The following is a 13,221-nucleotide window of genomic DNA, read 5'->3' as shown; positions in this document are numbered from 1 at the left end:
ACATGGCAAAACCGGACTGGGGCGAGCTTCAGCAACGGTTCCTGTCCGAACATGCCGCAACCGGCGTATCACCGAAAGAGTGGTGTGAAGCGCAGGGACTGAATTATGCGACTGCCCGCCGATACATCAAAAAACCTTCTGCGCAAACTGCGCAAAAACCTGCGCAGAAAAAAATGCGCACTGCGCAGAAAGATAAAAGCGCAAATGAGCTGGTGGATGATGATGGGTTAACGGCACAGCAAAGACGCTTTGTCGCAGAATACCTGAAGGATGGCAATGCCACACAGGCAGCTATCCGGGCTGGCTACAGTAAAAAATCAGCTGAACAAATCGGCTATCAACTCCTTCAGAAAACTTCAGTTGCGCAGGCTATTGCGCAGCAGCAAAAAGCGTCCATTGTGCGCACTCTTGGAAGTGCCGATGAAGTGCTTGAGCAGATGTGGCAGCTCGCTACTTTCGATGCCAATCAGCTGTCGCAGTATCGTCGCGGGGCTTGTCGTTATTGCTGGGGCTTCGGTCACCAGTATCAGTGGCGCGATGCAGTTGAGTTCGAAGAGAAGAGGCTCGAGGCTGTTGAACGTGACAGACGCGAACCTGAAGATTCCGGCGGTTACGGCTATGACCACAACAGAGAGCCTAACCCAGTATGCCCGCGCTGCAACGGCGACGGCATTGGCCAGCCTTACTTCGCAGACACGAGGAAACTTTCCCCTGATGCTGCGCTGGCTTACTCAGGCGTGAAGGTCGGCAAGAACGGCGTAGAAATCACAGCCATCAGCCGCGAGCGCATGTACGAAGCGGTCATGAAACGCCTTGGCCTGGCTGATAGCGAGTTTGCGCAGCGCCTGCAGCAGATAGAAATCGAACGCCGGCAGCTGGAGGTTGAGAAACTCCGTAAAGAGCTGGCGGGTGATGGTGAGGACGATGAACCAACCCCAGTGCAGATCAATATCAACGTAGTGGATGCGAGGGCAGACGATGGGGATCAGCCCGACACTTAACATTCCTCAGGCGCGCTTCCTCGCTATGCAGCACAAATTCAAAGCCTACGTTGCCGGGTTCGGCTCCGGTAAGACGTGGGTAGGTTGTGGCGGCATCTGTAAGGGGATGTGGGAGCACCCTAAAATCAACCAGGGCTATTTCGCGCCGACGTACCCGCAGATTCGTGACATCTTCTACCCGACGATTGAAGAGGTGGCCTTTGACTGGGGCTTGAACGTCAAAATCAATGAGGGGAACAAAGAGGTTCACTTCTATGAGGGACGGCGTTACCGCGGGACAACTATCTGCCGCTCGATGGAGAAACCCGGCTCGATAGTCGGTTTCAAAATCGGTAATGCGATGGTGGATGAGCTGGACGTCATGGCGGCTGCCAAAGCACTGCAGGCTTGGCGAAAAATTATCGCCCGTATGCGTTACAACATCCCGGGCCTGAGGAATGGAATTGACGTAACGACAACGCCGGAAGGTTTCAAATTTGTTTATCAGCAGTTTGTGAAGGCCGTACGTGAAAAGCCAGAGCTTGCGGCACTGTACGGTCTGATACAGGCCAGCACATTCGATAACGCTAAGAACCTGCCCGCGGATTACATCCCGTCGCTGTTGAGTTCTTATCCGGATGAACTGATTCAGGCATACCTGCGAGGGAAATTCACCAACCTTAACAGCGGGACCATTTACCACACATTTAACCGCAAGCTGAATAACTGTTCTGACGAGATTCAGGACGGGGATCCGCTGTTCATTGGTATGGACTTCAACGTGGGAAAAATGGCCGCGATTGTTCACGTTAAGCGTAATGGCCTACCACGTGCGGTCCGTGAGCTGGTGAAGGTCTACGACACGCCAGCGATGATTAAGCGTATCCAGGAAGAGTTCTGGCGCTACGAGGATGGCCGTTATGTGAAGAGCCGGGAGATTTACATCTATCCGGATGCCTCTGGCGACTCCCGCAAATCACAGAACGCCAGCAAGACAGATATTGCTCAGCTCAATGATGCCGGATTCAGCGTCATCGTTGATGATGCCAACCCGCCGGTTAAGGATCGCATCAACTCGATGAACGCCATGTTCTGCAACGCCAACGGAGAACGCCGCTACCTGGTGAATGTGCAGAATTGCCCGGTTTACACCGAAAGCCTCGAACAGCAAATCTGGGCGGCCAATGGCGAACCGGACAAATCAGCTGATAACGATCACCCCAATGATGCTGGTGGGTACTTCATCGTGAAGGATTACCCGATCGTGAAACCGGCATACTCAATCACTATGGACACTACTTTCTGATATGGCAAACGACGATATCACCTGGGTTCGACCAGAACACCGGGCGGCTTCTGCTGCCTGGCGGAAATACAGGGACTTCTGCAAAGGCGCTGAGGCCGTAAAGGCGGCGGGTAATAAATATCTGCCTTATCTCGACCCAACTGATAAATCCACGCGCAACCGTAAGCGTAATGAGGACTATCTGAGCCGCGCGGTGTTCTACGCCATTGCCGGCAATACGAAGATCGGCATGCTTGGGATGGCGTATCGCAAGGACCCCACGGTTAACGGTCCGGAGAAGCTGAAGTACCTGTTGGACAATGCTGACGGGGCCGGAACCAGCATCTATCAGCAGTCGCAACTGGTGACCGAGAACGTGCTGGAGGTGGCACGAGAGGGGCTTTATGTTGACTACGCAGAAGCATCCGATGAGGCGATTATCCTCCGCTACCCGGCAGAGAACATCATTAATTGGCGAACAAAGCGAATTAACGGGCGCGATCAGCTGGTGCTTGTGGTCCTGCGCGAATGCGTAGAAGAGCCGGATGGTTACGCTTACAAGGATGAAATCCAGTACCGCGAGCTGGCGCTGGAAGAAGGGCGGTTCATCTGCCGGGTGTGGCGCCGGGCTGGTGGCACCGCAAGCGGAACCTACACCGTTGACAGTGAGTACCACCCTAAGCCGAAAGGAAAGGACTACTGGGACGAAATTCCGTTCACCTTTGTCGGTGCTCAGAATAACGATCCCACTATCGATGATTCACCGCTGGCCGCGCTGGTGGAGATAAACCACGGGCATTACCGTAACAGTGCTGACTATGAAGACAGCGTGTGGTTCTGTGGCCAGGTGCAGCCGTATATGACCGGGCTCGATACCGGCTGGCGCGATCACCTCGAGAAGAAGGGCGTGAAAATTGGTTCCCGATCACCGCTTTTGCTTCCCAAGGAGGGCTCGTTTGGCTATGCCCAGGCGCAGCCGAACATGCTGGCTAAAGAGGCCATGGACAGTAAGCGCGATTACATGGTGCAACTGGGCGCCCGACTGATTGAGCAGAACGCCACGGCGAAGACTGCGACGCAGGCGAGTGGTGAGCAAACATCTTCCACATCGGTGCTCGGTATCTGCGTTTCGAACGTTTCTGAGGCCTATACGCTGGCGCTGGGATGGTGTGCGAAATACCTCGGCATCAAGGGCGAAACAACGAGTTACACCATCAATCAGGAATTCATAGCGAAGGTTGCCGAGTCGGGCATGGTGACGGCAATCGTCAACGCCTGGCAGTCCGGTGCGCTGCGCGATAGCGATATGATTCGCGCGCTGCAGAAGCTCGATCTCATTGACCCGGCCGACAGTCCGGACGAGGTTATTGATGCGCTTCGCAATCAGGCACCAACGTTGACGGGAGGCTGATATGGCCACCATTAACGAAAGCCTGCGCGATGAGTCGATCGCACATTCCGTCTGGTTAAGTCGCTACGCCACCGGAGTGGCAAACCGGATGGTGAAGTTGCTTAACGAAACGGACGCGGATCTTTCGGCACGGCTACTAGATGCGCTGGACAGATTGCCTCCTGAGAGCTTCACCGTTAGCCGTCTGCAGAGTTTACTGGGCAGCGTGCGTGAGCTTAACCATCAGGCCGTTGCCACCATGCAGGCAGGGCTCGAGAGTGAGCTGGTGGCGCTGGCAAAGAACGAAGCCAGTTATCAGCTGAGCCTGTTCGATTCCCTTCTGCCATCACAGGTCTTGTCTCACTATCCGCTGCAGGGCATCACCGCCGATATGGTGTATGCCGCGGCGATGGCGCAGCCCTTTCAGGGGCGGCTGCTGAGTGAGTGGGCGGTTAATCTGGAATCGGACAGGCTGGCGCGTATCGTGAACGCTGTCCGCAGGGGTTATCTTGCCGGCGACACGGTAGAAACTATAGCCCGCAATGTTCGTGGCCACGCCAACAAAGACTATCGCGACGGCGCGCTGCAGATGAGCAGGGCAAATGCCGCCAGCATCGCTAAAACAGCCGTTAATCATCTGGCTGCCACTGCACGCAACAGCTTCACCAGCGCCAACAGCGATATCGTGAAAGGCAAACAGTGGCTGTCTACGCTGGACAATAAAACAAGTCATGACTGCATTATTCGTGACCTGCTGCGTTACACCCTGGATAACAAACCGGTCGGGCATAAGGTGCCTTACCTGCAGGGACCCGGGAAAATTCATTTTTGCTGTCGTTCTACCGAAACCCTGATCCTCAAGTCGTGGCGCGAACTCGGCATCGATATCGACGAGATGGACGAGGGGAGTCGTGCCAGCATGGATGGCCAGGTGCCAGCTAAAACCACGTATCTGGAATGGCTCGAGCGTCAGCCAGCTCAACGGCAGGATCAGGTTTTGGGTGCCGAGCGTGGCCGTCTGTTCCGAGCCGGTGAAATCAACCTGGCTGATATGTTCACTGACAAAGGCGAATGGATCAGCCTGGAACGCTTGAAGCAGCTCTCAGGCACTGACAACTAACAACCACTTCTTTCTTCACGCCCTGGCATCTGCCGGGGCTTTTTTATGGGCGAGGCCCGGCAAAATCCCGAGGGGAAATTATGTTAATTCGAAACATGCTTCTGAAATTTTACGCACCTGAAAGCGGCGGTGAGGGCAGCGGTGGCGGTGGTATCGAAATCACCCCAGAAATCCAGAAGCTGATTGATGAGCGCGTGACCAGCGAAGTCACTGGCCTCAAAACGAAAAATAGCGAACTGCTGGGCACCATTAAACAGCAGAAAGAAAACCTGTCCCGCTTTGAAGGTATCGATCCAGACGCTGTACGCGGCATTCTCCAGCGTTTTTCTGACGATGAAGAGGCAAAGCTTATTGCCGCCGGGAAAATCGATGAGGTGCTCGATAAGCGCACCGAGCGTTTGCGTGCTGACGTCGATAAGCAAATCAAAGCCGCAAATGAACGCGCCGACAAAGCCGAAGCGTTCTCCAACAAATTCCGGGATCGAGTTCTGGGCGATGCAATCCGTGCAGCAGCCTCAAAAGCTGGTGCGCTGCCGGAAGCATCCGACGATCTCATTCTGCGTGCCAAAGGCACTTTCCAGCTCAACGACGAAGGCGAGGCCATAGCAGTTGATGCAAATGGCGATGTTCTGTTCGGTAAAGACGGCAAAACGCCACTGAGTCCACTCGAATGGGCGGAGTCTCTTAAGGAGACGGCTCCGCATCTGTTCCCACGCGCTGAAGGCACTGGCGCGGGCGGGCACAAGCCAAACGGTGGTGGCAGCCTGAAACGTTCCGAAATGAGCGCCAGCGACAAAGCGGATTACATCCGCAAGCATGGCCAGCAGGCCTTCCTCAAACTTCCGAAATAAGGGATTAACCCATGTCTAGCACTGTTAATAGTGACCTGATCATTTATGACGATCTGGCGCAGACCGCTTTCCTCGAGCGTCGCCAGGACAACCTGGCAATTTTCAACGCGTCCTCCAACGGCGCGATCCTGCTGGATAACGAGCTGATTGAAGGCGATTTCCGCAAGCGAGCCTTCTACAAAGTGGGCGGCTCAATCGAATCGCGTGACGTTAACTCCACCGAAAAGGTGACGGGTAAGAAGATTGGCGCCGGTGAAGCCGTATCCGTCAAAGCGCCGTGGAAATACGGTCCATATGAAACTACTGAAGAAGCGTTCAAACGCCGCGGCCGCTCGGTTGACGAGTTCTCAGAGGTGATCGGCACTGATGTTGCTGATGCGACGCTGGAAGGCTATGTGAAATATGGCTTGAAAGCGCTTACGGCTGCTATTGGCGCAAACGCGGACATGGTGGTTACCGCAGATATCGAAACAGACGGTAAGAAGACCCTGACGCGCGGCCTGCGTAAGTACGGCGACAAGTTCAACCGTGTTGTGCTCTTCGTTATGCACTCCGCCACTTACTTCGACATCGTGGATGAGGCGATCGCCAACAAAATCTACGAAGAAGCGGGCGTGGTGGTTTACGGCGGGCAGCCAGGCACGCTGGGTAAACCTGTGCTGGTGACCGACACCATGGACGCTGATGCGATCCTTGGGCTGGTAGCTGGTGCGGTTACCGTCACCGAGTCTCAGGCGCCGGGCTTCCGTTCCTACGACATCAACGATCAGGAAAACCTGGCGATCGGATACCGTGCAGAAGGTGTGGTGAATGTCGACCTGCTGGGTTACAGCTGGGATACCTCCAAAGGTGATAACCCGGACCTGACCAAAATCGGCACTGCAGGTAACTGGAAGAAGCACTTCACCAGTAACAAATCTACGGCTGGCGTGCTGATTAAGCTGGGATCCACTGCGGGGGAGTAACGCTGTCAGCGGATAAAACCTCCGCAACCGCTGACAGCACCGATGCGGTCACCATTTCCCTGAAGTACACGCTAAACGGAGCAGGTGTTTCCGGCAAAACCGTTGCCTGGAATTCAACGGGCGGCACGCTTAGCACGGCCAGTTCTCAGACCGGCTCTGCTGGTGGGGCGACGGTCAAGCTCACCTCTGATACGGCAGGCACCTTCACGGTAACCGGCACGGTTGAAGGAGTGGCGAAAACCACGGATGAGATCACTTTTACTGCACCTGCCGGAGAATAACGAATGGGGCGAAAGCCCCATAAACAGGATGATTCGATGATCAATACCGATATCACCTCTCCTGATGCCAACAGCTACGCCAGTGAAGAGGATCTTGCCTCATTTGCGGAAATACGCGGCATTGAACTGCCTGACAAGCTTACACCTTTGTTGATTAAGGCAATGGATTACCTAGAGGGGCTGGACTGGGTAGGCTCAAAAGCTGGCCCGAGACAGGCTCTGGCATGGCCACGCGTGAATGTCGTTCTGGATGAACATGATTTCCCACCCGACCAGGTGCCGCGGCAGGTTATCACCGCACAATGCATGCTGGCTATCGAGGCGATTGAGGGCGATTTGCTTTCAAGCGTTCGTGAGGCCGCGGTTAAAACCGAACGTGTCGAAGGCGCCGTAACCATGACCTATGCGGTTGCCGATGGTGAGGTGTTCACACCATCCTATCCGGCGGTAATGGCTATTCTCGGCGACCTGGCTGGTGGGCGTGGATATGCAATCAATGCTTTCGCGGAGCGCGCGTAATGGCCATCAACTATCAGCGAATGCAGGCGACAACGACTCGTATGCTCAAGCAGAACGGCATTGCGTACAACGTCACGCGTAAGGGCACGTTAATCGTCATCGGTGGTGTGGAGCATCGTTCCGATGATATCCAGTTCACCGCCAGAGGAGTTAAGACGGATTACGCGCCAGGCGAAATTGACGAAACCGTCATTGAAAACGGCGATGTTCGGATTGTCTTCAGTGCTGAGCAGGAAATCAAAATCGGCGATCTGATCGACGTGGACGGTGTAATCCACCGCGTGGTTAAGCCTAACCCGGTGAAACCGGGCGGTGTGGTGCTCTGCTACAAATCTCAGTTGAGGGCATAGCATGAGCGATAACAAGGCGTTCACGGCTGCCATCACCGCGTTCGTGGACAAAGCCAAAGCGAATCAGGAAGCGGTCGTACGTGCTGTCGGCATTCGGATCCTTAATCAACTGGTGATGATGTCACCTGTCGGCAACCCGGAACTCTGGGGCATCAACCAGACGGCATCTTCTTACAATCAGGCGGTATACGACCATAACGAAGCGCAAAAATCGGACCCTGCCAACCTGACTAAAACCGGACGACTTAAGAAGAAGGCTCGACTGGTGGATGGGATGGATATCAAAGCGCCGCCTGGATATACCGGTGGACGGTTTCGGGGCAACTGGCAGGTTTCTTTTGATGCACCGGCCACAGATGAAACGGGACGTGTAGATAAAACCGGAAATCTGACAAAAGCCTCAGGGAATTACACGCTGTCGCTGTTCAAAGTCGGGATGAAGGCTATTTATTTCTGCAACAACGTCCCTTACGCGTATCGACTGGAGATGGGGCACTCTTCCCAAGCTCCGGGAGGGATGGTACGCATTACTGCTGCTGAGTTTCAGCGATTTTTTGAGCAAGCAGTAAGGGAGGTGACTAAATGATTCCCGATATCGCGGCGGTGCTGGCCGCCAGGCTCGGCGAGTGGGCTGATGCTGAAGGTATCCCGGTTGCCTGGGAAAACGTGCCGTTTACACCCCCTGCTAACGAGATGTACCTGGCCGTTCACGATATGCCCGTTACGCCGCGAACAATCGATCTCGGATTGCGCTGCCGGACTTATTCAGGCGTGTACCAGATTAATGTCGTGGCGCCAGCCGGCTCCGGCCGCACCTCCGTCGTTGCTCTGGCGGGCAGGGTGGCAGAATTGTTCCCTGAGGGGCAGGAAATTGCAGGCAAAGACTTTACCTGCTGGATTAGCAGCGTGCCTGGCATATTCCGCGGCATCCCTACACCTGTGTCCTACACCGTTCCTGTCAGCCTAAATTATCGGGCAGACATTAACAGCTGATTCCCCTCTGATGTCCCACAACTGACCGGCCTTGAGCCGGTTTTCCCGTTTCTGAAGGAGAAACCAATATGGGCTTTGCATTGCCTAACGGCGCTCACGTCTATCTGGCATCGGGTTATGGCCCAGCCATTACTTTCACCGGGGCGACGAACGCCGAAAATATGGTGATCACCGTGAGTGAAGCGGACGCACTCAAGGTGGGTGATATTGTTCATGTGAACTGCAACTGGTCCGGTGTTGATAACGTCATTGCAAAAATTGATGCGATTGCCGAAAGCGCCGTAACTCTTCGCAATATCAATACCACCAACAAAAACAAATATGCCGCTGGTGGCGGTACCGGTTCGATCCGCAAGGTTCTTGAATGGACCGAGCTGCCGCAAATTACTGAGGTGTCGAAATCTGGTGGCGATCAGAACACCACACAGATTCAGTTCCTGAGCGACGACCGCCAGCGAAACCTGAATACCTATAAATCCGCAGTCTCTCAGACCTACTCGATCGCTCACGACTCAACTCTCCCGGTTTATCCGTTGCTGCGCCAACTGGACGAAGACGAAGAGACGGTTGCGGCTTACATGTACGTGCCGAAGGCGAAGGAAAACCGTTACTGGGCGGCCACGGCGTCCTTTGACGATACGCCAACTACTGCGGTTAACGAGGTAGAGACAGTAAGTGTGGTGCTGAACCTGCAGTCATCGGCGATGACGTTCTACAAGGTGACTGACGCTGCCGCCTAGCCGTCAGAGCTTTCACTATTCCATGCCTCCCATTGTGGAGGCTTTTTTCCGTTAAGAGGTATCGATGGCGACCAAATTCACCCTTCAGCCAAAACCTACATTTAAGGCCAACGTCTCGATCCCGCGCGCCGGCGATGAGGATGGCGTGCTGACCTTCACGTTTAATCATAAGCCACTCAAAGAGCTGGCTAATCTGGAAAAACTGGAAGGCAAAACCGCCACTGATTTTCTGATGGAAATCATTGCTGGCTGGGCACTTCCCGATGCATTCAACGCGGAAAACCTGTCGGTGCTGCTGGAAAACTATCCGGCGGCGATGAAGGCCATCCCGGAAACCTACTACCGCGAGCTGATGGGGCAGCGCGAAAAAAACTGATAGCGGTTGCCTCTGCGTTCTATACGCCTGAACCCACAGCGGCAGACCTGGCACCATACGGGCTTACGCCGGATGATTACGACGATCATTACATCGACGTCTGGCCAGATGTATGGACTTCATTCCTGGTGTTTCAGACTGTCAGTACGCAATGGCGAACGGGAATGGGGGGCGCGTCCGGGCTCGACTATAACGTTTTGCCCTGGGTGATGCGTTTGCACAACGTCGACGACGAGGCAACCGCGCTTTCGGACATCCGGGTGATGGAAAGTGCTGCGCTAAAAATTATGCATAAAGAGAGGGCGGAATGAGTAACGATATCGCCACGATTTCCCTGCGTGTAAATACCAGTGAGCTGGAGCGCGGTAATCAGGCATTGGATCGCTTTCAGGAGACCGCGTCCGCCGCGGCAGGTAAAGCTGATGACCTGAACAGTACGTTCCGTACCGGTATCGATAACCAGAAGAAAAACAGTGAAAGCCTGAAGCAACAGCGCCAGGAGCTGCAGAACCTGCTGAATAAAATTAGCCCGGTAAACAAGGCGCTGGATGAACTGGACACGATCCAGGAGAGCCTGGCGAAGTTTCGCGGTAAAGGGCTGGTAGGGGATGAAGACTTTACTCGCTACAACAGCGTGCTTGAGACGACCCGAGCTAAACTGGCGCAGGTCATGGAGTCTGAGACCGCAGAGGGGCGGGCTCGCATTGAACAGGCACAGGCAGTGCAGCGTGCAGCTTCGGCGGGCAAGACCTTTATCGATTCGCTGGAAGAGCAGGTTACAGCAATCGGAAAAACGCGCGCAGAACTGTTAGAGCTAAAAGCAGCCCAACTTGGCGTGTCCGATCGTGCTGCACCCATGATCGCCCGACTGAAAGAGCAGGAGGAAGCGTGGAAGTCAGGAGCGATCAGCGCGGGGCAATACCGCAACGCGATGCGTTATCTACCAATGCAAATGACCGACATCGTAACTTCATTGGCGTCTGGTATGCCGGTTTATATGGTAGCCATTCAGCAGGGCGGCCAGCTGCGCGATTCGTTTGGCGGTGTAGGCAATGCTCTGAAAGCGATGTTGTCGATGGTGACTCCTGCCCGAGTGGCCATTGGTGGCCTGGCCGGTGCTGTTCTGATTGCTGCAAAAGCGGGAGCAGACTACTTCACAGCCTACGACGATATTAATAAGGCCATTATCAGGACAGGCAACATTGCCAGCACTTCAGCGCTCCAGGTTATGGCTTCCTCTCAGTCGATTGCTGCCTCTACTGGCGCTACTGTAGAAACCGTTCAGAGTCTGATGACTGAACTAATTAGCATGGGTTCGCTCACACAGCAGCAGCTCGAAAAAGCGGCGGGCTCTACGGCGTTGGCGGTTCAGACCGGTATTGTGTCGGCGCAGGACATCACCAAAGCCTATAAGGACATCGAAAAAGACCCCGTTAAAGCCCTTCAGAGTCTAAACGAACAATACAACTTCCTGACTGTTTCGCAGCTTAAGCACATTGATGAGCTGGTGAAGCAGAAGGACCAGACTGCTGCAGTTACACAGGCCATGGATTTGTTTGGCGACACAATGGCTGAGCGCGGAGAGCAGGCTTATGACTCGCTGACACCGTTTGGTCGCCTGTGGCTGGATATCAAAGACTGGGCATCTGAGGCCATGCAGAATATCGGTCAGTGGGTAGCAGAGCTGGCATCAAACACACTGAAGGAATTCAACGCAATTTATTACAGCGTAGCGATCGTTTTCCAGAAGCTGAACCAGATCATTTCTTCCTCTATTGCGGCTGCGATTAATCTCATTCCTGACTGGGCGAAAACGGATACTTTGCAGGGATGGCAGGACTATAACGAACAAATGGCCAGCGCTTATGGCGACAGTGTCTCTCAGTTGAAAAAAGACTGGGATGCCGCTGATATCAGTGCAGGTAAATACCTCGATACGACCAGAAAGATAAGTACTGCAACCACCAAGAAGGATCGGGAAGAGGTTGCTGCTTTTGGTAAAAAGACGAAAACCGGAAAGCAGGGCACTTTATCGGCTGGCGATCGCAGCACGGATGCTGCCCAGGCCGAGCTACTGGCGCTTCAGGCACAGTTACGCGCGCTGCAGCAGCATAAAGGGCTGAACGACAATATCAGCCAACAGCGCAAAGACCTTTGGACTACGGAAGCGAAATTTCAGGTGCTGGAAGAGGCCTCCCGATCTCGCTCTCTGACAAAGCAGGAGCAATCTCTGCTCGCGAGTAAAGACCAGGTGCTACAGTTAGTGCGGCAGAAAGCCCTGTTGGGTGATCAGATTTCCGCGCAGGAACTGCTGAACAAGCGCATGGATACCTCGCAGAAATACGTCACGCAGATGGCTGAGAAACAGGCCGCATTACTGGGTGGCGCGGGGATGGGTGACCGCCAGGCGCAGCGAGAGCTGGCAAAAAGTCAGCTCGCCGCCGGCTGGAAAAATACTGGTGGTTCGCTGGATGAAGAGGGATACCAGAAACAGCTTAAGGCAGCTAACGATTACTATAATGCTGAGGATCAGCTACGCGGTGACTGGCTGACCGGCGCGAAAAAGGGATGGGCTGATTTCGAAGACAGCGCGACCAATGTGTACTCGCAGGTGCAGACGGTTACTAGTAACGCGTTCACCGGGATGGCCAGCACCCTGACTGATTTCTTCACAACAGGTAAATCTAACTTCTCAGATTTTCTTTCCACTTTCCTCAAGGGCATCGCCCAGATGCTGACCCAACTGGCTCTGGTTAATGGAATGAAGTCAGCGTTTGGTGGAACCGGTATCGGCGCGTTCTTTGGTTTCTCAGGTGGTGGTTTGGTCCCCGGTTTTGATGGAGGCGGCTACACGGGAGATGGCGGTAAATACCAACCGAAAGGCGTTGTACACGGCGGTGAGTTTGTGTTTACGAAGGAAGCGACCCGTGCACTGGGTGTCGGCAATCTGTATGCGCTTATGCGTGGAGCTCAGGGGTATGCAAACGGCGGTTATGTTGGCCGCGCCCCGATGTATGGGCTGCAATCTTCGGCAACTGGCGGCGTAACCGTTCAAACGTCCGTGATCGTTCATAACCAGAACACTCAGCAGCAGCCTTCCGGCAATAACGATGCTATTTCTCGGGCTTATAAACAGACCATCGATCAGTCTGTTCGTGCTGGAATTGCTAAAGAGTTGCAACCCGGAAGGTTGATTTGGAACGCTATGAAAAGCCGTTGATAAACTGATAGCAGTCCCTTGTTTGAGCCTGCTATCACAAGATTAATTATTTACGGGGCAGATACTTGTGTGTTGTATATGTCCCACCCTTGTGTGAGGAGCCTTTCCCGTTGGTGTAATGACCACGAGAACCTTTTGCATAAGTGATCGA

General features: G+C 54.2%; 15 protein-coding genes. All 15 read left to right on the top strand.

Annotated features, from left to right (window positions below):
* The first annotated feature begins 2 nt into the window (after positions 1-2).
* The 15 genes from NQ230_RS13170 (at position 3) to NQ230_RS13105 (ending at position 13,070) form a co-directional block, all read left to right on the top strand.
* A complete protein-coding gene (locus NQ230_RS13170) occupies positions 3-1,001 on the top strand; it encodes a terminase small subunit (protein WP_257257948.1) in 999 nt (332 codons plus the stop codon).
* Positions 979-2,286, top strand: coding sequence for a terminase large subunit domain-containing protein (locus tag NQ230_RS13165; RefSeq protein WP_257257947.1), 1,308 nt, complete (start codon positions 979-981; stop codon positions 2,284-2,286). The genes NQ230_RS13170 and NQ230_RS13165 overlap by 23 nt, the downstream gene beginning before the upstream one ends.
* Before the next feature lies 1 nt (position 2,287).
* Positions 2,288-3,676, top strand: coding sequence for a DUF4055 domain-containing protein (locus NQ230_RS13160; protein WP_257257946.1), 1,389 nt, complete (start codon positions 2,288-2,290; stop codon positions 3,674-3,676).
* A gap of 1 nt (position 3,677) precedes the next feature.
* On the top strand, positions 3,678-4,775 hold the full coding sequence (locus tag NQ230_RS13155) for a phage minor head protein (protein ID WP_257257945.1): 1,098 nt from the start codon (positions 3,678-3,680) through the stop codon (positions 4,773-4,775).
* Between the two features lie 80 nt (positions 4,776-4,855).
* Positions 4,856-5,626, top strand: a complete 771-nt coding sequence (locus NQ230_RS13150) for a hypothetical protein (RefSeq protein WP_257257944.1) — start codon at positions 4,856-4,858, stop codon at positions 5,624-5,626.
* 11 nt (positions 5,627-5,637) lie between these two features.
* Positions 5,638-6,591, top strand: coding sequence for a major capsid protein (locus NQ230_RS13145; RefSeq protein ID WP_257257943.1), 954 nt, complete (start codon positions 5,638-5,640; stop codon positions 6,589-6,591).
* Positions 6,573-6,872, top strand: coding sequence for an Ig-like domain-containing protein (locus NQ230_RS22985; RefSeq protein ID WP_371745456.1), 300 nt, complete (start codon positions 6,573-6,575; stop codon positions 6,870-6,872). Before NQ230_RS13145 ends, NQ230_RS22985 begins: the two co-directional genes overlap by 19 nt.
* Before the next feature lie 36 nt (positions 6,873-6,908).
* Complete coding sequence (locus tag NQ230_RS13140) at positions 6,909-7,391, top strand: DnaT-like ssDNA-binding protein (RefSeq protein ID WP_257257942.1); 483 nt, start codon at positions 6,909-6,911, stop codon at positions 7,389-7,391.
* Complete coding sequence (locus NQ230_RS13135; protein ID WP_257257941.1) at positions 7,391-7,741, top strand: hypothetical protein; 351 nt, start codon at positions 7,391-7,393, stop codon at positions 7,739-7,741. Before NQ230_RS13140 ends, NQ230_RS13135 begins: the two co-directional genes overlap by 1 nt.
* Position 7,742: 1 nt before the next feature.
* Positions 7,743-8,327 (top strand): hypothetical protein, encoded by a 585-nt coding sequence (locus NQ230_RS13130; protein WP_257257940.1) that lies wholly within the window; start codon positions 7,743-7,745, stop codon positions 8,325-8,327.
* Entirely contained in the window at positions 8,324-8,734 is a 411-nt protein-coding gene (locus tag NQ230_RS13125; protein ID WP_257257939.1) for a DUF4128 domain-containing protein, read from the top strand. The genes NQ230_RS13130 and NQ230_RS13125 overlap by 4 nt, the downstream gene beginning before the upstream one ends.
* A 68-nt stretch (positions 8,735-8,802) precedes the next feature.
* Positions 8,803-9,474 carry a phage tail protein gene (locus NQ230_RS13120; RefSeq protein WP_257257938.1) on the top strand — a complete coding sequence of 224 codons (672 nt, stop codon included), beginning with the start codon at positions 8,803-8,805 and terminating at the stop codon, positions 9,472-9,474.
* A 64-nt stretch (positions 9,475-9,538) separates the two neighbouring features.
* A complete protein-coding gene (locus NQ230_RS13115; RefSeq protein WP_025913015.1) occupies positions 9,539-9,850 on the top strand; it encodes a phage tail assembly chaperone in 312 nt (103 codons plus the stop codon).
* Positions 9,851-9,897: 47 nt separating this feature from the next.
* The gene (locus NQ230_RS13110) at positions 9,898-10,161 is read left to right on the top strand and encodes a DUF1799 domain-containing protein (protein WP_050437749.1); all 264 of its coding nucleotides are present in this window, start codon (positions 9,898-9,900) and stop codon (positions 10,159-10,161) included.
* The gene (locus tag NQ230_RS13105; protein WP_257257936.1) at positions 10,158-13,070 is read left to right on the top strand and encodes a phage tail tape measure protein; all 2,913 of its coding nucleotides are present in this window, start codon (positions 10,158-10,160) and stop codon (positions 13,068-13,070) included. The genes NQ230_RS13110 and NQ230_RS13105 overlap by 4 nt, the downstream gene beginning before the upstream one ends.
* The last annotated feature ends 151 nt before the right edge of the window (positions 13,071-13,221 follow it).

This window comes from Enterobacter asburiae (assembly GCF_024599655.1).
Lineage (GTDB): Bacteria > Pseudomonadota > Gammaproteobacteria > Enterobacterales > Enterobacteriaceae > Enterobacter > Enterobacter asburiae_D.
The sequence above is the reverse complement of the archived record's forward strand: the minus strand, read 5'-3'. Positions and strand labels throughout refer to the sequence as shown.

What these genes read in the sequence shown, in the direction of transcription:
- NQ230_RS13170 (WP_257257948.1), top strand. Translation starts at nt 3, where the DNA reads ATGGCAAAACCGGACTGGGGCGAGCTTCAGCAACGGTTCCTGTCCGAA.
- NQ230_RS13165 (WP_257257947.1), top strand. Translation starts at nt 979, where the DNA reads ATGGGGATCAGCCCGACACTTAACATTCCTCAGGCGCGCTTCCTCGCT.
- NQ230_RS13160 (WP_257257946.1), top strand. Translation starts at nt 2,288, where the DNA reads ATGGCAAACGACGATATCACCTGGGTTCGACCAGAACACCGGGCGGCT.
- NQ230_RS13155 (WP_257257945.1), top strand. Translation starts at nt 3,678, where the DNA reads ATGGCCACCATTAACGAAAGCCTGCGCGATGAGTCGATCGCACATTCC.
- NQ230_RS13150 (WP_257257944.1), top strand. Translation starts at nt 4,856, where the DNA reads ATGTTAATTCGAAACATGCTTCTGAAATTTTACGCACCTGAAAGCGGC.
- NQ230_RS13145 (WP_257257943.1), top strand. Translation starts at nt 5,638, where the DNA reads ATGTCTAGCACTGTTAATAGTGACCTGATCATTTATGACGATCTGGCG.
- NQ230_RS13140 (WP_257257942.1), top strand. Translation starts at nt 6,909, where the DNA reads ATGATCAATACCGATATCACCTCTCCTGATGCCAACAGCTACGCCAGT.
- NQ230_RS13135 (WP_257257941.1), top strand. Translation starts at nt 7,391, where the DNA reads ATGGCCATCAACTATCAGCGAATGCAGGCGACAACGACTCGTATGCTC.
- NQ230_RS13130 (WP_257257940.1), top strand. Translation starts at nt 7,743, where the DNA reads ATGAGCGATAACAAGGCGTTCACGGCTGCCATCACCGCGTTCGTGGAC.
- NQ230_RS13125 (WP_257257939.1), top strand. Translation starts at nt 8,324, where the DNA reads ATGATTCCCGATATCGCGGCGGTGCTGGCCGCCAGGCTCGGCGAGTGG.
- NQ230_RS13120 (WP_257257938.1), top strand. Translation starts at nt 8,803, where the DNA reads ATGGGCTTTGCATTGCCTAACGGCGCTCACGTCTATCTGGCATCGGGT.
- NQ230_RS13115 (WP_025913015.1), top strand. Translation starts at nt 9,539, where the DNA reads ATGGCGACCAAATTCACCCTTCAGCCAAAACCTACATTTAAGGCCAAC.
- NQ230_RS13105 (WP_257257936.1), top strand. Translation starts at nt 10,158, where the DNA reads ATGAGTAACGATATCGCCACGATTTCCCTGCGTGTAAATACCAGTGAG.